The sequence below is a fragment of the Cupriavidus sp. 8B genome (assembly GCF_054589115.1).
This window is the reverse complement of the sequence record NZ_BAAILO010000292.1, coordinates 1-19,607: the sequence shown is the minus strand read 5'-3', so window position 1 is coordinate 19,607 and position 19,607 is coordinate 1. Positions and strand designations below refer to the sequence as shown.

General features: G+C 67.4%; 18 protein-coding genes and 1 pseudogene. 7 read left to right on the top strand and 12 right to left on the bottom strand.

Translation table 11 applies throughout. From position 1 onward, the window contains the following. The 9 genes and pseudogenes from ACYP5B_RS28920 to ACYP5B_RS28880 form a co-directional block, all read right to left on the bottom strand. On the bottom strand, nt 1-430 hold a 430-nt coding region (locus ACYP5B_RS28920; protein WP_459571969.1), incomplete at its 3' end, for a hotdog family protein. 4 nt (nt 431-434) lie between these two features. After that, nucleotides 435-1,238, bottom strand: coding sequence for a beta-ketoacyl synthase chain length factor (locus ACYP5B_RS28915; RefSeq protein ID WP_400098020.1), 804 nt, complete (start codon nt 1,236-1,238; stop codon nt 435-437). A gap of 8 nt (nt 1,239-1,246) precedes the next feature. Then, a complete protein-coding gene (locus ACYP5B_RS28910) occupies nt 1,247-2,446 on the bottom strand; it encodes a beta-ketoacyl-[acyl-carrier-protein] synthase family protein (RefSeq protein WP_459571968.1) in 1,200 nt (399 codons plus the stop codon). A 99-nt stretch (nt 2,447-2,545) separates the two neighbouring features. Continuing rightward, complete coding sequence (locus ACYP5B_RS28905; RefSeq protein ID WP_459571967.1) at nt 2,546-3,388, bottom strand: polysaccharide deacetylase family protein; 843 nt, start codon at nt 3,386-3,388, stop codon at nt 2,546-2,548. After that, the gene (locus tag ACYP5B_RS28900) at nt 3,385-5,829 is read right to left on the bottom strand and encodes an MMPL family transporter (RefSeq protein WP_459571966.1); all 2,445 of its coding nucleotides are present in this window, start codon (nt 5,827-5,829) and stop codon (nt 3,385-3,387) included. The genes ACYP5B_RS28905 and ACYP5B_RS28900 overlap by 4 nt, the downstream gene beginning before the upstream one ends. Next, a complete protein-coding gene (locus tag ACYP5B_RS28895) occupies nt 5,826-6,479 on the bottom strand; it encodes a LolA-related protein (RefSeq protein ID WP_400098028.1) in 654 nt (217 codons plus the stop codon). Before ACYP5B_RS28895 ends, ACYP5B_RS28900 begins: the two co-directional genes overlap by 4 nt. 3 nt (nt 6,480-6,482) lie before the next feature. Next, nucleotides 6,483-7,454, bottom strand: coding sequence for an LpxL/LpxP family acyltransferase (locus tag ACYP5B_RS28890; protein WP_459571965.1), 972 nt, complete (start codon nt 7,452-7,454; stop codon nt 6,483-6,485). Further along, a pseudogene (locus ACYP5B_RS28885) lies at nt 7,451-9,240 on the bottom strand (AMP-binding protein). The gene ACYP5B_RS28890 and the pseudogene ACYP5B_RS28885 overlap by 4 nt, the downstream one beginning before the upstream one ends. After that, nucleotides 9,240-9,980 (bottom strand): COG4648 family protein, encoded by a 741-nt coding sequence (locus tag ACYP5B_RS28880; RefSeq protein WP_459571964.1) that lies wholly within the window; start codon nt 9,978-9,980, stop codon nt 9,240-9,242. Before ACYP5B_RS28880 ends, ACYP5B_RS28885 begins: the two are co-directional and overlap by 1 nt. Before the next feature lie 389 nt (nt 9,981-10,369). On the opposite strand from ACYP5B_RS28880, the gene ACYP5B_RS28875 reads away from it, so the two are divergent. From ACYP5B_RS28875 to ACYP5B_RS28845, 7 genes are all read left to right on the top strand, one after another. Then, on the top strand, nt 10,370-10,630 hold the full coding sequence (locus tag ACYP5B_RS28875; protein ID WP_318230974.1) for a phosphopantetheine-binding protein: 261 nt from the start codon (nt 10,370-10,372) through the stop codon (nt 10,628-10,630). A 130-nt stretch (nt 10,631-10,760) separates the two neighbouring features. Then, nucleotides 10,761-11,498 carry a 3-oxoacyl-ACP reductase FabG gene (fabG, locus tag ACYP5B_RS28870; protein WP_400098032.1) on the top strand — a complete coding sequence of 246 codons (738 nt, stop codon included), beginning with the start codon at nt 10,761-10,763 and terminating at the stop codon, nt 11,496-11,498. 24 nt (nt 11,499-11,522) lie between these two features. Further along, a complete protein-coding gene (locus tag ACYP5B_RS28865; RefSeq protein ID WP_459571963.1) occupies nt 11,523-12,899 on the top strand; it encodes an NAD(P)/FAD-dependent oxidoreductase in 1,377 nt (458 codons plus the stop codon). A gap of 11 nt (nt 12,900-12,910) precedes the next feature. After that, a complete protein-coding gene (locus ACYP5B_RS28860; RefSeq protein ID WP_459571962.1) occupies nt 12,911-14,059 on the top strand; it encodes a chorismate transformation enzyme, FkbO/Hyg5 family in 1,149 nt (382 codons plus the stop codon). Between the two features lie 22 nt (nt 14,060-14,081). Further along, the gene (locus ACYP5B_RS28855; protein ID WP_400098038.1) at nt 14,082-14,897 is read left to right on the top strand and encodes a lysophospholipid acyltransferase family protein; all 816 of its coding nucleotides are present in this window, start codon (nt 14,082-14,084) and stop codon (nt 14,895-14,897) included. A gap of 96 nt (nt 14,898-14,993) precedes the next feature. Next, the gene (locus ACYP5B_RS28850) at nt 14,994-15,785 is read left to right on the top strand and encodes a glycosyltransferase family 2 protein (RefSeq protein ID WP_400098039.1); all 792 of its coding nucleotides are present in this window, start codon (nt 14,994-14,996) and stop codon (nt 15,783-15,785) included. A 166-nt stretch (nt 15,786-15,951) separates the two neighbouring features. Further along, the gene (locus ACYP5B_RS28845; RefSeq protein ID WP_459571961.1) at nt 15,952-17,046 is read left to right on the top strand and encodes a Rieske 2Fe-2S domain-containing protein; all 1,095 of its coding nucleotides are present in this window, start codon (nt 15,952-15,954) and stop codon (nt 17,044-17,046) included. Nucleotides 17,047-17,064: 18 nt separating this feature from the next. On the opposite strand, the gene ACYP5B_RS28840 is transcribed toward ACYP5B_RS28845, so the two are convergent. The 3 genes from ACYP5B_RS28840 to ACYP5B_RS28830 all read right to left on the bottom strand — a co-directional run. After that, complete coding sequence (locus tag ACYP5B_RS28840; protein WP_459571984.1) at nt 17,065-17,820, bottom strand: IclR family transcriptional regulator; 756 nt, start codon at nt 17,818-17,820, stop codon at nt 17,065-17,067. 243 nt (nt 17,821-18,063) lie between these two features. Further along, nucleotides 18,064-18,972, bottom strand: coding sequence for a LysR family transcriptional regulator (locus ACYP5B_RS28835; RefSeq protein WP_459571960.1), 909 nt, complete (start codon nt 18,970-18,972; stop codon nt 18,064-18,066). Nucleotides 18,973-19,087: 115 nt separating this feature from the next. Beyond that, the coding region (locus ACYP5B_RS28830) for an RNA-guided endonuclease InsQ/TnpB family protein (RefSeq protein ID WP_459571959.1) at nt 19,088-19,607 on the bottom strand (520 nt) is incomplete at its 5' end.

The window sequence follows — 19,607 nt, the reverse complement described above, 5'->3', positions numbered from 1 at the left end:
TGACCGCAGCGCGGCCGGCCAGCAGCAGCTGGCCGGCCGCGCTCACTTCAAAGGCATAGAGGATGTTGCTCTCGCTGCCGCTGATGCGGTGGGCCTCCACCCGCAGCGGCGCGGCGATATCGTCAAGGCGCGCTACGCGCAGATCCAGTTTGCGCACGCTGGCCAGGTAGCCCACGCGCGGGCGCTGCGCGGGCTGTTGCAGCGCAGCCCCGTGGGCGGCCATGGCCTGCGCCGCGTATTCGATGCCGCACACGGCCGCCAGGCGTCCGTGGGCGCGCAGTGGATTATCGGGGTGGGTATGGCTGGTGGCTTCGCAACGGATGAATTCCGGGCTCCAGTCGAGCACGCTGTCCAGCAGGCACATGGTGCCCTGATGCGGAATATGCGCGGCAATCCAGGCGTGCCTCAGCGGTGCCGTGTCCGGATTCATGACGTCATGCCGACGCGGCAGGCGTCGTCGCCACCCGCAGGCGCAAATCGTCCAGATAGTCGATCACCACTTCGCTCGGGCCACCCAGCGCCAGCGCCTGCAGCAGGGGCAGGGCCCGTGCCGCGGGTATGCCCTGGCGCAACCGTTCCAGCCCGGGGTCCGTCATCCGGCTCGCCGGTGCATCGGTCAGCGTCACGTCGATACGCGCGAGCGAACGCGCGGTAGGCTCGGGCAGGAGCACCATCGCCACGCCGAATGCGTCGGGGATCGGCCGGTGGCTGCGCAGCGGTTCCGGATAGTCCGTGTCATAGGCGATCAGCAGGCACGCTTCGCGGTCCACCGCCACCTGGCACAGGGCGTCCAGCAGGCCGGCGCCGAAACTGCCGTCGCGCGCGCACAGCACATTGGACGATGCCATGGCGCCGGAGGCTATGCCCCAGTAGCCCGCCGCCGCGTTATGCACGGAGTTGTGGAAGCGCGTCGGCGAGATCAGCGGGTCGTCGCTGGCGAGTGCTTCGCAGATCAGGTGATAGTTCTGGCCGTCCCCGCTGGATGCACTGAACACGGTCGGCAGGGCCGCCGCATCCATGCCGCTGACCGCCGCGGCTTGCTGGCCAAGTGCCAGCGCCAACTTGACGCAGGGACCGGTGCGGCGCCGTTCGGCCGGGGGCAGGCCGGCCGGTGGCGGCAGCCTGGTCGGTTCGCTGGCGTAAGGCAGCGTGCCGGCAAGCACGGCGGCGCCTTGCGGCCAATCCTTGAAGCCGGGGCCTAGCAGGCCGAGGCCTTCGATGAATGCGCTGACTTGCATGGGTAGGTTCAATCTGGCGAATCGGCACGCCCGAACAACAGGCTGCAGTTGGAGCCGCCAAAGCCAAAGGCGTTGCTCAGTACGCGATACACGGGCTGCTCGCGGTTTTGCAGCAGGTAGTCGAGCGGCAGTTCGGGGTCCGGCTCGGTCGTGTTGATGCCCGCCGGCAGCAGGCGGTGACGCAGCGCCAGCGCGCAGATCACCGCTTCGATGGCGCCGGCGGCGCCCAGCGTGTGGCCGGTCGCGCCCTTGGTGGAGCTGCACGGGACGGCGGGCAGCAGGTCCAGCATGGCCTTGCCTTCGGCCGCGTCGTTGCTGCGCGTGGCGGTGCCGTGCAGGTTGACGTAGTCGATCTGCGCCGGGGTCAGGCCGGCGCCGGCCAGCGCCTGCGCCATCGCCATGCGGGCGCCCAGGCCTTGCGGGTGCGGCGCGGACATATGGTGGGCATCGCTGGATTCGCCAATGCCCAGCAGCAGGATGTCATCGCCGGCGCTTGCCGCGGGCAGGCGCTCTAGCAGCCCGAAGGCGGCGCCTTCGCCGATCGATATCCCGTTGCGCTGCGCATCGTAGGGCCGGCATGGCTGGTTGGAAACCAGTTCCAGCGAATTGAATCCATAGAGCGTGGTGTGGCACAGCGAATCGACGCCGCCCACCACGGCCGCATCGATCAGCCCCGCCTCGAGCATGCGGCGCGCCGAGGCGAACACCTTCGCGCCAGACGAGCAGGCAGACGAGATCGACACCGCCGGCCCGCGCAGGGCGAAGTAGCACCGCACGAATTCCGCCAGCGAGTAGGGGCTGTGGCTGCCGCGGTAATGAAAGCCCGCCGGCAGCGCGCCGGTATCGGGGTCGCGCCGGCGGTACGCCAGCTCGGTCTGCAGAATGCCGGCGGTGCTGGTGCCAAGGAACACGCCGATGCGGTGCGCGCCGTAGCGGTCCACGCTCATGCGCACCTGCTCGGCAAAGCCGTCTTGTTCCAGTCCCAGTTGCGCCAGCCGGTTGTTGCGGCAGTCGAACTCGGCCAGCGCCTCGGGCAGTGCGGTCTCGTCCACCTGCGCGACTTCACCAATATACGTATCCAGCTTGATATCGCTAAAGCCGCAGGGGGCCAGGCCGCCGCGTTGCGCGCGCAGTGCCGCCAGGGTGGCGTCGAGGCCATGCCCGAGGCAACTGGTGGCGGTGTAGTGCGAGAAAAGAAGGGGGGACACTGCGTTGTGGATCCATTTGCGCGGTGCGCAGATTGTAGCAAAAGGCCTGTGCGGGCCACGTCACCAACAGCTGGGTGGCGCCGTGTTTCAGCGCGTGTCTCAGCGCGTGGCTTGGGGCACGGCATCGCGCAACGTCACGCAGCGCAACCCAGCGCTCTCGATGGCCCGCAGCACGCGCGGCAGCGCCGCCAGCACCAATGGCTGTCCGGCATGATCGTGGCCCGGGTTGCCGTCGTGCATCAGCAGGATGTCGCGCTCGGCCAGGCCCGCCAGCAAGCGGGCCGCGACGCGTCCGGCATCGCCGGCGGCGGCGGTGTCGAAGCCCCGCCGCGTCCAGCTGGCCAGGTGCAGGCCAAGCCGGCACAGCACGGGTTCGAGAAAGAGATTGCGCAGGCCAGCGGGGGCGCGGAAGAAGCGCGGCGCGGTGCCGGTCAGCTCTGTCAGCACCTGTTGTGCCGCGGCGATATCGCGCATCTGCCGGGCCGGGCCAAACAGCGAGAAGTGATGGCGATGGTCCAGGCTGTGGTTTTCCACGGCGTGCCCGCGCCGCACGATCTCGCGTACCAGCGCGGGGTGCCGCGCGGCGCGCGCGCCGATGCAGAAGAACGTGGCTTGCACCCGGTGCTGGTCCAGCAGGTCCAGCACGCGCGGCGTCACCTCAGGATTGGGCCCGTCGTCGAAGCTCAGGGCCACGCAGCCTTGTGCCGCTGGCGGGAGCGTCAGCAGGTTCGGTCCCAGCCAGGTACTGCGCGGCCACAACCCGGCCGCCGTCAGCAGCAGGTGCGAGGCGATCACGCCGCCGGCAGCCCAAGGCAGGGCCGCGGGCTGCGCGACGATGGCCGCGGCAGCGCCGGCATGTAACGCCAGCGTACCGCTGACCAGGGCGCCGGGACGCCACGGGCGGGTGTCCTGGATGCCAGGGGAATGGGTCATGGGGTTCATGGTTGGTTCCTGGCCGGCGCGGACAACAGCGCAGGCGGTGCCAGGATAGCCGAGAACAATAGCGCCAGCACCGCGCCGGGGCCAACGGTCATGCCGAACGCTTGCAGCAATGGCAGGCTCGAGAAGGCGAGCAGGCCAAAGGCCGCCACCGTGGTCATGTTGGCCAGCATCAGGGACACCAGGGTATGCGGTGAAATGGCGCTGTCCTGCCGGCCGCCGCCGTTGAAGAACAGGGCGTAGTTCGAGCCCACCGCGATCAGCAGCAGCATGCCGACCAGGTGGAGGATGGTTAGCTGCCGTCCGCTGGCGGCCAGTCCCGCCACGACCACGAGCGTGGCTGCAGCCAGCGGCAGCAAGGTGCCCAGCACGCGCCGCGGCGAGCGCAGCGCGATCGCCAGCAGCACGGCAATGGCGGCCAGCCCGCCAAGCGACAGGTGCAGCGCTTCGCGCATATAGCTGCCGTAGAGATGGTCGGATTCGTTCTTCAGGTCGACAAAGAGCGTATCGTGCAAGCCGGCGCGCGCAATGGCCGCGCGGATCGGCGCCGCGTCCAGGCTCGGTTTGCCCTGCGTTGCCGTCGCGGGCGCGCGCAGCGGCAGCGTGGCGCTCCAGCGCTCGCCGCGGCGGGTTAGCAGCCCGTCGACGGCGAGCGCCATCGAGGTGCCGCGCAGGTCTTCCCGGCGCAGCGGCGCCGCGCTGCGCGCCTGCTCGGCTTCGTCCAGGAATGGCGCAAACAGGCCGGGCTTCACGGGTTGATCCGCTACCGCTGCCTGCAGCCGTTGCGCCAGTTCCTGCCGCGGCGGCAGGCTGGCCTGCCGGGCGTGCTGGGTGGCCAGGCTGGGCAGGTAGCGCGCCGGGCTCTCGTAGCCCGCGATGACGCCTTGCGCCACCAGCGGGTCCAACTCCCGGGCCACGCGCTCCGCGCCCTGCAGCACGTTTTCCTGGTCGGGGCCGGACAACACCACGAGGTAACGCACGTCCGGTGCGCCAAGGTCGGCGCGCAACGAGGCATCGAGTGCCTGTTCCCGCTCGGGCACCGGGCTAAGCGAGGCGAGTTCCTGGCTCCACAGCGGGCCGCGCTGCAATAGCAGCACCGTGCCGGCGGCCAGCAGCAGCGCGACCATCGGCCAGCGCAGCCGGTGGGCCTGCGTGGCGATGCGGGCCAGGCGCGTACCCAGCGGCGTGACGTCGCGCATGCGCAGTTTGGCCGGCGCCAGCCGCGGCAGCACGAAGCGCGTGACCAGGGCTGCCGTGGCCAGCCCGGCGATGGAATACAGCCCCAACTGGGCCAGCCCCGGGAAACCCGAGAGCAGCAGCGAGGCAAAGCCGCAGATCGAGGTCAGCACGCCCAGCCGCACCGTGGGCCAGAACGCGCCGACCCAGGCCCGCTCGTCGCGCCGGCCGCCATGCGTGTACTGGGCGGACTGCACGAACAGGTAGATGGAATAATCGACCGCCTCGCCGATCAGCGTGGTGCCGAAACCCAGCGTCAGCCCATGTACCGCGCCGCCAAAGCCCAGGCTGACCGCGGCCACCCCGGCCAGCGCGCCCGAAACCACCGGCACCAGCCCGAGCAGCAGCGTGGGCACCGAGCGGTACACCAGCAACAGCAGCGTGACGATCAGGCAGATGCCCAGCGTGGACAGGCGCTCCACTTCACGCTTGATGGTGTCGCGGGTGCTCACGGAGAACACGCCAGGGCCGGTCATCATGAGGCGGTAAGCCTCGGCGCCGGCTTGTGCTTGCCGCGCTTGCCCGAAGGCCTGGCGGATGGCGGCGATGGCGCTTGCCTGGCCGTCGGTGTCGGAGCCAGCGCTGGCGGTTTGCGCCAGCAGCACGGCGCGCTTGCCGTCGCGCGAGATCCAAGCGCCGTCGCGCAGCGGCACGCGTTGGTTGCTGTCGAGCTGGCCCAGCACGAAGGTGATTTCGCCAGTGGGGTCGCGTGGCAACAGCGTCTTGGTGAAGAGTCCCGCTGGCGAGGCGAGCAGGTCGAAGCTCTCGCTCACCGCCGCCTTCAGCCCGTCCGGCGAAAAGCGCTCGGGCGTCACCGTGGGGCTGAGCAGGTAGCGATGCGCGTAGAGGAAACGCTGATCGCTGGCCTGGTTGACCGGCTCGCCATTGTTGACCGAGGAGAAGCGCGGATCGGCACGCAGCTTTGCCGCCACCGCTTTGGAAAGCGCGGCGCGCCCGGCGGCGTCGCCGCCTTCGATGCCAAGCAGGATCAGGCGCGAGACCAATCCTTCGCGCAACTGGTCCACCAGCAATTGCTGCTCCGCGCTGGGCGCGCGCGGGAGGAAGGCGGACAAGTCCGCGGTGAAGCTGGTGCGGGAAACCACCGCGGCGCACGCCAGCAGGAATACCAGCCACAGGCCGACCGCCACGCGCGCCGGCCGCCCGGACAGGCGCTGGCGCCAGTTGTCGCCGCGAGCCTGTCCGGTCATGGTGTGCCGGCGGTCTTGATCTGCATCACCGAGCGGTCGCCGTCGGCCTGCACGATCACCACGCTGTCGAGCGTGTCCCGAGCGCCGTCGATGCGGATCTGCTTGACGATGCCCGCCATGCGCGAATCAGCCGGCGTCAGGGTCAACGTCCAGCGCGCGGCGCGGCCCTCGATGCCGAGGCGATAGTAGCGCTCCAGCGCATTGCGGTTGCCGGCCAGGGTGCCGCGGATGCTCTCGATAAAGGCCGCGATTTCGGGGTAGTTCTGCAGCGGCATGACGAAGCGCTTGCCGCCGCGCTCCACCGTCATCATGTCGCCGTCGAGCACCAGGTTCTCCGGCTTGGGCGTGACGGTACGCTTTTCCAGATGATCCGGCGCCACGAAGACCAGCTCGCCCGACGACACCACCGGACGCTCGAGCATGGCGAGATACTTGGTCTCGGTAAAACGCACGCGCCCGGATTTGCGCTGCGCCAGCGCGGACATCAGCTGATCCACGCCCCAGGCCGCGGAAGCGGTGGCGGGCGGCTCGGCGGCCTGCGCGAGCGCCGGGGTGGCCACGTTAAGCGCGCCAGCCATGCAGGCAAGCACGGACAGCCGTGCAAGAATACGCAGACGGCAGGGCTGGCGGGCGTTCGGGGATCGGGGCATGGGTCAGGGCTCGTTGCCGGGCGGCGGCGCGCTGGAAAGCGGCGGGCCGGACTGCCAGAAGTCGTAGAAGTTGAACCAGTTGTACGGCGCGTCGTGGCAGTGACGCTCCAGCATGCCCACGTAGCGCGCCAGCGCGGCCTGGACTTCGTGCTCGCGCTGGCCGCGCGCCACGTGCGAGAAATCCGCCAGCGTCTCGAAATGAATATCGTACCGGTTGCCGCCGCGGTACAGCCCGGTCATGAAGATCACGGGACGGCGCAGCATGGCCGCCATGCGCAGCGGGCCGGTTGGGAAGCCCGCCGGCGCGCCGAGGAAATCGCACTGCTGCACGGGATCGGTGGCGCGCTGCGAGAGCGTGCGGTCGGCCAGCATGCCGATCATGAAGCCGCGCTCCAGGTATTCGCGCACCTTCAGCATGGCATCGATGCGGCCGAGCGCAATCAAATCCTGGCGCATGGCCGGGTTGATGGCTTCAAGCAAGTCGTTGAGCTTGTGTGCGTTCTCCTCGTACATGGTGATCGCCACCCGCAGGTTGGGTCGCAGGCGGCCCACGGCGCGGATCACTTCGAAGCTGCCCATGTGCGCACCCAGCAGGAAGGCGCCACCGCCTCGCGCCATGGCCGCGTCCACCAGCTCGCCGCCATGCACGCGGATGTCGAACAGGTCGAAGCGTTCGTTGAGCAGGTAGATCCGGTCGTGGATGGTAGAGGCGAAGGTGAATACGTGCTTGAAACCGTCGCTCCAGCCGGCGGAGCGTCCCAGCACGCGGTCCAGGTAGGCGCGCGAGGCATGGCGCGCGGTTGGCGAGAACAGCACGAAGTAAGCGGTGATCAGGCGCAGCACGGCGCGCCCGAACCGACGGCCCAGCCGCAACGAGAGCCAGCTCATGATGCGCAGCAAGGTGGTGTTGCTGCGCTCCTCACGGCTGGACCAGTCGGCGCTGGCGGCTTGCTGTCGCTTGGCAGGCCACGTCATGCGCCGTTTTCCCCGGACTGCGGCGCCGGCCCCGGTGGGGTCAGCGTGCCGCTTGCTACGTCACGGCCGTTGGCGTCGAGCGTGAAGTGGATGGTGCCGCGTGCATCGGTTTCATGCGTGAGCGTCACCGGTTCTCCGGGCGATACCGGGCTCAGGAACTTGACCGAACCGATCTGGAAGATCTCCAGCGGTTGCGCCAGCGCCGCGCCGATCAGCATGATCGCGTGATCCAGCAGCACCACGCCCGGCACCACCGGATGGCCGGGGAAATGCCCGGCCATCGCGGGGTGATCGGGCGCGATGACGAAGCTGGCCGCAGCGCTCGCTTCGCCTTGCTCGGGGCGGTGGCCGGGTTGGTCCGCGCGCCTCATGCCGTGTCGCCGCGCCGTTGGGCCGCCTGCAGTTTCGCCACCAGTGGCGCCAGGATCTCGTGCGGGAGCTTGCCGGTAGCGTTGCGCGGCAGGGTATCCACGAACAGCAGCGGGCGCGGCAGGAAGGCCTGATCGATGCGCTCGCGCAGCGCTTGCTGGATCTGCGCGGCCCGCAGGCGCGGCGCCACCACCAGGGCGATCAAGCGCTGCACATGGCCCTCGGGCTGCTCGTCCGGCATGAAGAAGACGCCGTCTTCCACGCCCGCGATGGCGTTGAGCTGGTGATTGAGGTAAGCCAGGGAGGTGCGCTTGCCGGCGATATTGATCAGGTCCGCCTTGCGGCCGTGCAGCAGGAAACGGGTTTCGTCCAGCAGTTCCAGCGCGTCGCCCATGGCAACGGGTTGTTCCACGTGGCCGCCCGCGGCCCAGATCTGTTCATCTTCCCCGGCTTCGCTGCGCGCTTCCAGCTTCACCTCGGGGAACAGCTCCCAGGCGCTAGTCTGCGCGGTGCGGCGCGTAGCCAGCTGGCCGGTTTCCGTACTGCCGTAGATTTCCATCAGCGGCGCCGCCAGGCGCGCCTCCGCCTCGCAGGCCTGCTTCTCCGACAGCGGCGCGGTGGCGGACAGGACCAGGTCCGCGTGCGGCAGCTTGCCGGGAGAAAGCAGCAGCGCGCGCAGATGGACCGGCGAGGTCACCAGCACGCGCGGGCGCGGCACGGCTTCCAGCGCAGCGCGGATATCCGCGGGGTAGAAGGTAGGCGCCGCGCTCAGCGCGATGCCGCCCTGCAAGGCCAGCAATACCGTGGACTCGAAACCGTACATATGCTGGGGCGGCACGGTGCCCACCAGCGTATAGGCGCGGCCATCCTGCAAGCCCAGCCGTGCCGCCGCGGCGCGCACATTGCTGACCAGGAAGCCCCAGGTCTTGCGGTGCGGCACCGGCTGTCCGGTCGAGCCCGAGGTGAACACATAGGCCATGACGCGCTCGCCAGGAATCGACGGTATGCGCACCTCGGCCGCGGGTGCATCGGTGGCTTGCCCGACGAACGCGGGAATGCGCAAGCGCGGCAGCGCGATATCGCAATCCGGCGTGTCGTGCAGGCAGAAGGCGTCGGGTGCGAACGAGGCAAGCTGGCGCACCATCTCCGGGGTATGGGTGGACGGCAACAGGCTGATCTTGCCGGCCAGCAGCGCGGCGCACAGTCCTACCGTGAAGCAATAGCGGTCGGCGCAGACATTGAAGACATGGCCACCCGGCGGCAACTCGGCGGCAAGCCGCATGACGTCGGCCAGGAACCGGCGCACCGTCACCGCCTGGCCGAGATGGTAGGCAATGATGCTGTCCTGCGAGGCGTGCGAAACCAGCGGAAAGGTGCGCACGATGTCGGACTGCCGATGTGCTGGGGCGGCCGGCATCAACGCGACAGCCCGGCGCGCGCGGCCATGGCCGCGCGGTAGCCCTGGATCGCTTCCCGGACGCCGGCATGGGCCAGTCCCGGGAGCGCAAAACGGCGGCAGCCCGCTTCCGCCACGAACATCAGTGCCACCAGCAGCGGGCTGCACAGGTTGGCGAAGGTGGACCAGGTGGCGATAGGCGCAAGCGCGAACAGGGCCGTGGATACCGTTGCCATGACGGCGAAGAACAGCGTCCACGCCAGCGTGATGGCGCGCGTGTAGCGTTTCAGCGCGGGGGAGAGCGGTCCCCGCACGATGGTGGCGAACTGGGTGCACAGCGGCGTCTGCCCGCGCCGCAAGCTACGGCCGAACATCAATCCGAGGGCGGTGTTTGCGCCCATGTGCTGCAAATAGTAGGTCCACCCGAAATGCAGCGAGAGCGGGGCGCGCAGCAGCCACAGGCCGGCACAGGCGAGCCCCAGCAAAATGAGCAGGGGGAGCCGCCAGCCGGAACGCCAGCTGAAGCTCAGCGCCAGCAGGACAAAAGGCGCGGCACCCAGCAGCAAACCGGCCACCTGCGCGCCGGGCTGCTGGGCCACACGGTGCAAAGCGTATTCATACAAGGCGAAAAGTGCAGCAACGATTACCCATCCGTGCCGGCGCAGCGGATGTTCGCCGGCCGCATGTGCCGTGCCCGGCATCTGTTTGGGTGCAGCGGTTTGGCTGCCGATGAGGCTGTCGTCCGCCGGTCTGGCGGACACGTCGGCGGCACGGCGGGACGCGAATGGATCACAAGATGACATGTGGGGGCGCTATGTGGGTACGGGTGGCGCTCGTCTTGCCGGCTGCAAGGATCACATGCCCTGCAATGGCGCCCGACAGGACGAACCGGCGCCTGTCTGGGCACCGGGAAGCAAGACGAGAGCATATAGCGTGAAGACTGCGGAAGTGGAGCGATGATTCCGGAAGTGGTGAACAATGTTGTTACCAAACTTCTCTTTTCTAGTGGGATTTACCCCGCCTTGGTAGCATCAGCCCCAAAGACGGTGCCGAAGTATACAGTAGCAGTCTCACTTCACGCATGCCCCGGGCGCCACACGACCGCTGTAGCGTGCATGCGGACCCCCTCGATATTTCCAACGTTGCGACGATGACCGAACTGGAACATGAACTCGCCGAGTTGATCATCGGTGAACTTGATATCACCGATATCGAGCCGGAAGACGTCTCTGCCGAGACGCCCCTATATGGTGAGGGCTTTGGCCTGGATTCCATCGACATCCTGGAAATTGCCCTGCTGATATCCAAGAAATACGGCTTCGAGTTGCGCTCCGATAATCCTCACAACCACGAGATTTTCGCCTCGCTCGGCAGCCTTGCCGCTTTTACGGCAGAGAATCGGTCCCGTTGAAGCCTTTGGGCCAACGGCCCGGGATGTCAGAGGCAATAGGACAGACAACGCACACCAATGTGCGGTATCTGTACGGGTATCGGAAGAGGTGCCTGTGACCGTAACGAAGCAGCCGCTTGTGGGAGCGTGGATGGAGCAGCAAGAGAAGCGCAAGTTGGCGCTGGTCACCGGCGGCAGTGGTGCAATTGGGCAAGCGATCTGCGTGGCGCTGGCGCAGGCCGGCCACGAGGTCTGGGTCCACGCCAACCGCAATCTTGCCCAGGCCGAAGCGGCGGCCGGAACGATTCGCGCCGCCGGCGGACGTGCGCATGCCATCGCCTTCGATGTTACCGATGCCGATGCTACCGACGCTGCATTGCAGCGCATCCTGGCCGACGGGCCGGTGCAGATACTCGTCAACAACGCCGGCATCCATGACGATGCCCCCATGGTCGGCATGACGCGCGAGCAATGGCGCAGCGTGATCGATGTCTCGCTCAACGGCTTCTTCAACGTCACCCAGCCCTTGCTGATGCCAATGATGCGCACCCGCTGGGGCCGCATCGTCAACATGGCTTCGGTGGCGGCGCTGATGGGCAACCGCGGCCAGGCCAACTATGCGGCGGCCAAGGCCGGGCTGATCGCGGCCACGCGCTCCTTGTCGATCGAGATGGCCTCGCGCGGGGTGACCGTCAACGCCGTGGCGCCTGGCGTCATCGAGTCGCCCATGATTGGGCAGGCGTTTCCGGTCGAGCGCATCCGGCAGCTGGTGCCGGCGGGGCGGGCCGGCAGCGTACAGGAAGTGGCGGCCATGGTCGCCTACCTCGTGTCGGACGCGGCGGCCTACGTCACTGGCCAGACGCTCTCGATCAATGGTGGCATGGCCTAGGGCGGCCGCGGGATGCTAGAAGACATGATGGATAACAATGCCCATTCCAGCGCCGGTGGCGGCATGCCGGCCGCGTTGCCGGCTTCCGGCCCGCGCCAGTGCGATGTGCTGGTGATCGGCGGCGGTCCTGCCGGGTCCACCGCCGCGGCCTTGCTGGCGGAGCGCGGCTTCCAGGTCACGCTGCTGGAGAAGGCGAGCCATCCGCGTTTCCATATCGGCGAATCCTTGCTGCCCGCCAACCTGCCGCTGTTCGAGCGCCTGGGGGTGGCCGGCGAAGTGCGGGCCATCTCCATCGAGAAATGGGCCGCCGAGTTCGTCTCGCCGTGGCACGAAGGCGGCCAGGCTTTTGAATTCGCCGATGCCTGGGACAAGTCGATGCCCTATGCCTACCATGTGCGTCGCTCTGCCTTTGACGAGTTGCTGTTCCGCAATGCGGCGCGCAAGGGTGCGCAAGTGATCGAGCAATGCCGGGTGAAGGAAGTGGCGTTCCTTGCGCAGGACGAGGGCGCCGTCGTGCATGCCGTGCGGGACGACGGCAGCCAGGAGGACTGGCAGGCGCGCTTCGTGGTCGACGCGTCGGGCCGCGACACGTTTCTTGCCAACCGCTTCAAGACCAAGCTGCGCAATCCCAAGCACAACAGCTCCGCGCTGTACGGGCACTTTCGCGGCGCGCGGCGTCATCCTGGCAAGAACGAAGGCAACATCACGATCTTCTGGTTCGAGCACGGCTGGTTCTGGTTCATCCCGCTCTCGGACGGGACCACCAGCGTGGGCGCGGTGACCTGGCCGTATTACCTCAAACGCCGCGACAAGCCGCTCAAGGACTTCTTCGCTGACACCATCGCGCTGTGTCCGGCGCTGGCGGAGCGCCTGGCGGATGCCGAGCTGATCGCGGATGTGGAAGCTACCGGCAACTATTCCTACGTGACCGAGCAGACCTTCGGCCCGAACTACGTGCTGCTTGGCGACGCCTATGCCTTTATCGACCCGGTGTTCTCGTCGGGCGTGATGCTGGCCATGACCAGCGCCTTTGCCGCGGCCGATGCCATCGAAACCTGCCTGCGCCAACCCGCCGGGGCGCAGGCTGCGCTGCAGCGTTTCGACAAGGTCGTGCGTCACGGGCCCAGGCAGTTCTCCTGGTTTATCTACCGCATTACGACGCCGACCATGCGCGATCTGTTCATGGGGCCGCGCAACTTGCTACGGATGAAAGAGGCGCTGCTGTCCGTGCTGGCTGGCGACATCTACGGCAAGACGCCGATCTGGCGCTCGCTGCTGGCTTTCAAGGTGCTCTACTACGGCGTGGCGCTGGTCAACTGCCGGCGCTCGCTGGGCGCATGGCGTCAACGCCGCCGCAATATCCGCCCGCTCGACGACACCGGCACGGTGGTCAGCCAATGAAGCGCGATGCGATGAACGCAACACCGCTGCGGCTGGCGCAATACACGGCCGGTGCGCTGGCGGCGGCGCGGCCGGGCTGGCTGGAGGGCGCGCTGGGCGCCGTCTGGTATGGCGGCGGTGCGCCACCGCCTGCGCTTGCCGGCGCGGACCTGCCGCTGCTGCGCGTGGCCACGCCGCCGCTGGGCGAGGATCCGGTCGTTTGCGAAGTCTGGCACGGCAGCAATGCGGCCTGGGGTGCCATGGCCCAGCCCGCCACCGGGCGGCACGGCGTGGTGCATTTCCGCGTGGACGCTGCGCTGGGCCTGATGTTCGGCAGCGTCACGTTGCGCGAGGCGGATTTTGCCGGTGCATCGGGCGCCACGCTGCAGCTCGCCACCGAGCGGGCCTATCGGGACATCTTCGGCCTGCTGGATGCACAGGGTTATCCCTACCTGGTGCGGGTATGGAACTACGTGGCCGATATCAATGCCGAAGAGTCCGGCATGGAGCGATATCGCCAGTTCAATATCGGGCGCCAGGATGCCTTCACCGCTTGCCACCGGGAGATCGTGGGCAATGTGCCGGCGGCCTGCGCGCTTGGCACGGTGGGCCAGGCCGTGGCGCAGCGCACGCTGTCGATCGGCTTCCTGGCCAGCCCGCGGGCGCCTGTCGCGGTGGAGAATCCGCGCCAGGTCAGCGCCTATCGCTACCCTGCGCAATACGGCCCGCGCAGCCCGACCTTTGCGCGTGCCGGCTTGTGGGAGGCCAGTACGCAGCCCGGTATGCAGCCCGGTATGCAGCCCAGTATGCAGGCGCAAGAGCAGGACGAGCGCGCCGCGCCCGTGCTGTTTGTCTCCGGCACCGCCAGCATCGTTGGCCATCGCACGGTGCACGTTGGCGATGTGGCCGCGCAAACGCGCGAGAGCATTGCCAACATCGCCGCCGTACTGGAGCAGGGCGCGCGCGACGGCCATCCCGGCCTTGGTTTGCCGGAACTCGCCTACCGGGTCTACGTTCGCCATCCGCAGGAGTGTGGCACGCTCGCCAGCGTGCGCGCGGAACTGGAGAAAGCAGTGGGGCCCGGCATGCCGATCGCCTACGTGCAGGCCGACATCTGCCGCGACGATCTGCTGGTGGAAATCGAGGCATCGGCCGGCCACGGGCTGGAAGTGTTTGCGTGAGCGCGGCCAGGGAGGTGCCTTGATGCTCCGGCAACTACGCGAAACCTTGCAAGGCCAGGCCACGGTGGCGGCCGAGTACGCCGCGTTCTACGCCGGCATGTTGCTGCTGGCGCTGATCTCGCTGCTATGGGCACCCTTTGCCGTGGCCTGCTATTGGCTGCTGCCGCCCGGGCTGGGGCAGCGCTTTGGCCGCTTCGTGATCATGGGCATGTTCCGCTTCTACCTGGGGGCGCTGGCCGCCATGGGCGCTTGCTGCTTCGACCTGCGCGAACTGGACAGCCTGCGCGGCGGGCCGCCCCTCGTGCTGGCGGCCAATCACCCCGGCCTGCTGGATGCCTTGCTGGTATTGTCGCGGCTGCCTGGGGCGGCCTGCGTGATGAAAGCCGAGGTGGCGGACAATCCCTTCCTCGGCGCTGCCGCCAGGCTGGCGCGCTATATCCGCAACGACACGCTGACCGGCCTGATCCGCAGTGCCGTGCAGGAACTGCGGCATGGCGGCCAGGTGCTGGTGTTCCCCGAAGGCACGCGCACCACACGCTACCCGGTCAATGCTTTCAAGGGCGGCGTCGGGCTGATCGCCAAGCGTGCTGGCGTGCCGGTGCAGACGCTGTTTATCGAGACCGATTCGCCGTTCCTGGGCAAGGGCTGGCCGTTTTTTCGCAAGCCCGATATGCCGGTCTGCTATCGCGTCCGGCTGGGCCGGCGTTTCGATCCCCCCGACAGCGAGCGCGGGTTCATGGCCGAACTGGCGCAATACTATGAGGCGGAGCTGTCATGCCCGGAGATGGCGCCGCTGCGTCCCGGCAAGGCTGGCTGCGCTGCGGTGCACCATGTCTGAGCGGCCGGGTTTACGTGGTTGCCGCGCACGCCCCGGTTCTTGTTTTTTCACTGTTTCCAGATTCACTTTCAGATTCACTCTCAGATTCACCTTCGCATGACTAAGCCTTCCACCACTCATCTCGTCCTGATTCCCAGCTATAACCCGGGGTCCAAGGTTCGCGACACTGTGCGCGAGGCGCGGCGCCACTGGTCGCCGGTATGGGTGGTGGTGGATGGCAGCACCGACGGCAGCACCGAGTGGCTGCAGCAGGAGGCGGCGGCCGACCCGGGCCTGCGCGTGCTTGTGCTGCCCCGCAACCAGGGCAAGGGCGCGGCAGTGCTGCACGGGCTGGAGCAGGCCGCCGCGCAAGGGTTCACCCACGTGCTGACCATGGATTCCGACGGCCAGCATCCGGCCGGCCTGATCGCGCCCTTCATGGCGGCATCGCAACGTAACCCGCGGGCCATGGTGCTCGGCCGTCCGGTCTTCGATGCCAGCGCGCCGAAGGTGCGGGTCTACGGGCGCCGTATCTCCAACGCCTGGGCCAACCTGGAAACGCTCTGGGCCGGCATCGGCGATTCACTCTATGGCTTTCGCGTTTACCCGATCGCGCCGCTGCGTGCCGTCATGCACAAGCAGCGCTGGATGCGCCGTTTCGATTTCGATCCCGAGGCGGTGGTGCGCATGTGCTGGCAAGGCGTGCGGCCGCTGAACCTGGATGCGCCGGTGCGCTATTTCAGCGCCGGGGAAGGCGGCGTGTCGCATTTCAATTACGTGCGCGACAACCTCTTGCTGAGCGGGATGCACGCGCGCCTGCTGGCCGGCTTCCTGCTGCGCCTGCCGTTGCTGGCCTGCCGCCGGCTGTGTGCCCGGGATGGCACGGCTTCCCGCATTACCGCGCCCTGACGGCGCCCGGATGGGGCATCTTGCCACCCGCCGATGGCGTTTGCTTGCCGTCGGGCGTGGCCGGCCATACATGCTTTGGCTCGCCTTCGGGTAGACTGATCACCGAGTGAGTTCCAGCCACGCAGTCGGCCAATCGAGATTCCAGTCTTGCGAGGAGAAGTCCCCCATGCATGCAGTCCCGTTGCTAGATAGCAGTGCCAACGATAGCGATAGCCCCGCCGAAGCCCCGCTGCGCGACCTGCGCCGCGTCACCATCCATCCCGATCACTGGTATCCCCTGGCCTGGTCGCGCGAGGTCAAGCGTGGCAAGGCGCATGGCGTGCGCTTTGCCGGGGAGCCGATCGTGCTGGTGCGCACGGAGTCCGGCGCGGTATTCGCGCTCGAGGATCGTTGCGCGCACCGGCAGGTGCCGCTGCATGCGGGCGTGGTCGACGGCGAATCGATCCGCTGCTGCTATCACGGCTGGACCTACGACTGCACGGGCCGTTGCATCGACGTGCCTTACCTGGGCCGCGAGCGCCTGCCCAACGGCGTGCGCTCCTATCCGTGCCGCGAGGTGGAGGGGCTGATCTTCGTGTTCCCCGGCAGCGCGGTGCTGGCCGACGAAACCCCGTTGCCAAGCCTTGGCTCGGTGGCCAACAAGGCCTACAAGACGCGGCGATTCGGCCGCGAGGTCAAATGCCACTATTCCTTCATGCACGAGAACCTGATGGACATGAACCATCAGTTCCTGCACCGGCGGCAGATGGGGCAGATGCGCGCCCGCTCGCTCGGCCGCCGTCGCGGCGATGGCTGGGTCGAGGTGGACTACACCTTCTCCCGCGAGCAGGGCAAGCAGCCGGTGGGCGAGGCACTGGTGTTCGGCGGCGGCAGCAAGGGCGGGCAAGACGGCAAGGACGTGATGACGGTGCGCACCTTGTATCCCTACCAGACCTTGCAGATCCGTACCGGGGATGCCACGCTGGTGATGGACCTGTGGATCGTCTACGTGCCGCTCGACGCCGAGCAGCGCACCAACCGCACGTTCGGCCTGCTGTCGATCAAGAAGCCGGGCATTCCCGGCATACTGGATCTGGCATGGCCGCTGCTGGTGTGGTTCACCGAGCGGATCTTCAAGGAGGACCGCTGGATCGTCGAGAGCGAGCAGGAGGCGCATGACAGGCAGGGCGCCGACTGGAACCAGGAGGTGTTCCCGGTCATCAACGAACTGCGCGACCTGCTGCGCGAGTGCGGCATGCCGGAAGCGAGCGCCGTGGGTTGACGGCGGATATGCCGATGGCTATTGCGTGAAGCGGCTGCGTTCGTCGCGCTCGAGCGCGGAGCAGGCCGTCCTGAGGATGGCCGAGAAACGCGTCAGCGCGGGCTCGATGCGGTAGGCCGGCCCGGCAATGGATATCCCGTAGCATTCGCCAGACAGGCGCACCGGCCAGGCCAGCGCGCCAACGTCGGGCAGCGACTCGCCCAGGTTGATAAAGCAGCCCTGTTCGGCGGATGTCTTGAGCTCGGCTTCCAGCTGCGCCGCGTTCGCTATCGTGCGGGGCGTGAAGCGCTCGAAGCTGAGCTGCGCGATCAGCGCGCTGCGCTCGTCATCGGGCATGACGGACAGTAAGGCCTTGCCGATCGAGTTCGCGTGGAGCTCGCGCCGCTCGCCGGCGGTGGCGATATAGCGGATCGCGTGCGGGGATTCGAGCACGTCCAGGTACACCACCCACCTGTCTTCATGCAGCTTGCCGATCACCACGGTCTCGCCGGTGGCGGCACGCAGCTCGTTCATGGTGCCGTGCACCCGGTCCAGCACCGGGTCGTGCCGCGCGATCTGCTGCGCCATGGCCAGCAGGCGGCCCGTGGGGTAATAGCCCTGGCGGCGCCCGGTCTCGTAGAGATACCCCAGGGAGGTCAGGGTGCGGATCAGCGCCAGGCAGCTCGATGCCGGCACCGCCAGCAGCCGGGCCAGTTCCGAGAGCGACAGCGCGCGCCGCTCGCGCGCGAAGGTTTCGATGATCTCGAGCACGCGCAACGCCGTCTTCACGTTCATCGGCGGCGCTTTGTTGTCGTTGGCGGTCATGGATGGGGCGGGCCCGGACAGGTCGGAAGAGAAGCGCTTATCTTAGTCCATAGTCCCATGGCCGCCCTTGCCGCAGTGCTGATGGCGCCGCTCGAGGGCTCGCGTTCAAAACGGCAGGTGGGCATAAGCATGTCCAGGCAAGCTTTTTTGAGGGGCAGCTTGCCGAACGGCGGGAGTAGGGCTCACCGGCGCGAGCCGCGCCGGTCGTGCCGTCTATTTCGACGAACCTGGCAAGGGCGGCGTCAGCCGATTGAGGAACCAGCGGCCGGCGGGGCCGGGCGGCGTGTCCTTGCGGTAGACGGCGAACATGGCAATGGGCGGGGTTCGCGGCTGGAAGCTCTCCAGGCGCAGCTTGACCAGGGTGCCGGCATCGAGATCCTCCTGCACCATGGCAACCGGCATGTGCCCCCAGCCGAAGCCGGCGCGCAGGAAGGCATGTTTGGCGCCCAGGTCGGCCAGGCGCCAGGTGAGCGGCGCGAATACGCCGAAGGTCTTGCCCTCGGTAAGGGTGGTGCGGTCGGTCAGGACCAGCTGGACGTGCGGCTCCAGTTCGCGCTGGCGGATCACACCTCTGTGCGCTGCCAGTGGATGCGATGGCGCGGTCACGGTGACCATCGGCACATCGAGCAGCTTTTCCGCGTCGAGCGTTTCCGGAACGGCGGGCATCGACCCGCTGATGCCGAGCCGGCAAACGCCGTCGAGCACCGGCCGCAGGACCGCACCCAGCGCCTCGACGTACAGGCGCAGCGGCGTGTGCGCAAACGCATCGCGAAACTCGCCGACCGCCACGGTCAGCGAGGCCATCGGGTACATGACATCGACCACCACCGACAGCTCCGGTTCAAGCCCCTCCGCAATCGCGCGTGCCTTTGACTTGAAGCCGTCCATGCCGCTTACCACCATCCGTGCTTGTGCCAGCAACGCAGTGCCTTGTTCGGTCAGGCGCGGGTAGCGGCCGTTGCGGTCGAACAACTGCACGTCGATCTGGCTCTCGAGGTTGGCGAGCGTATGGCTCACCACTGACTGTGCGCGTCGCAGCTTGCGGCCTGCAGCGGAGAAGCTGCCCTCGTCGGCCGCGGCAATGAATGTGCGCAACTGGTCCAGCGAGACGCCGTCGAGCATATATCTAATCCGTAGATGGTTCGCATCGATAAATATAGGCTACCGGCATAGATGTCAAGCGCCTAACCTTTGGTCATGGCATCCCCGAAGGAGCTTTCTTGACGTCCTCCCCGTCCTAAAGGACGGGGATTCCTACTACTAGCGATGCACGTCCGCATCGGAGAATGTTTAACGCGGCATTGGTATCGCGATCATGTACAACACCGCAGCTGCTGCAAGTCCACTCTCTTATTCGCAAGCCTGCGATACCTTTCGGCCGCGTTGTGCTGTCATTGGAACCGCACGACGAGCAGGCTTGGGTAGAACCGCATTCGTTCACTTCCTCGAACGTGGCGCCGTGCGCAATCGCTTTGTAACGGAGATTGTCTCGGAAGGACGACCAGGACGCGTCATAGACGCTCTTTGCCATCCTGGTTCTGGCAAGTTTAGAGGCGGACACATTGCCAACCGCGATGTAATCGAACCGGCGCACTATATCGAGCGCAAGTTTGTGCTGAAAATCGGCGCGCGCGTTCGCGACTTTGGCGTGCAGCTTCGCGATATGCCGCTTGTGCTTGCGAGCGCGCTGCGCTTTTGCCAACTTCCCGGCTGCGCGGCGGCCGAATCGGTCATTGGGCAGTTTCTCGCCCGTCGAG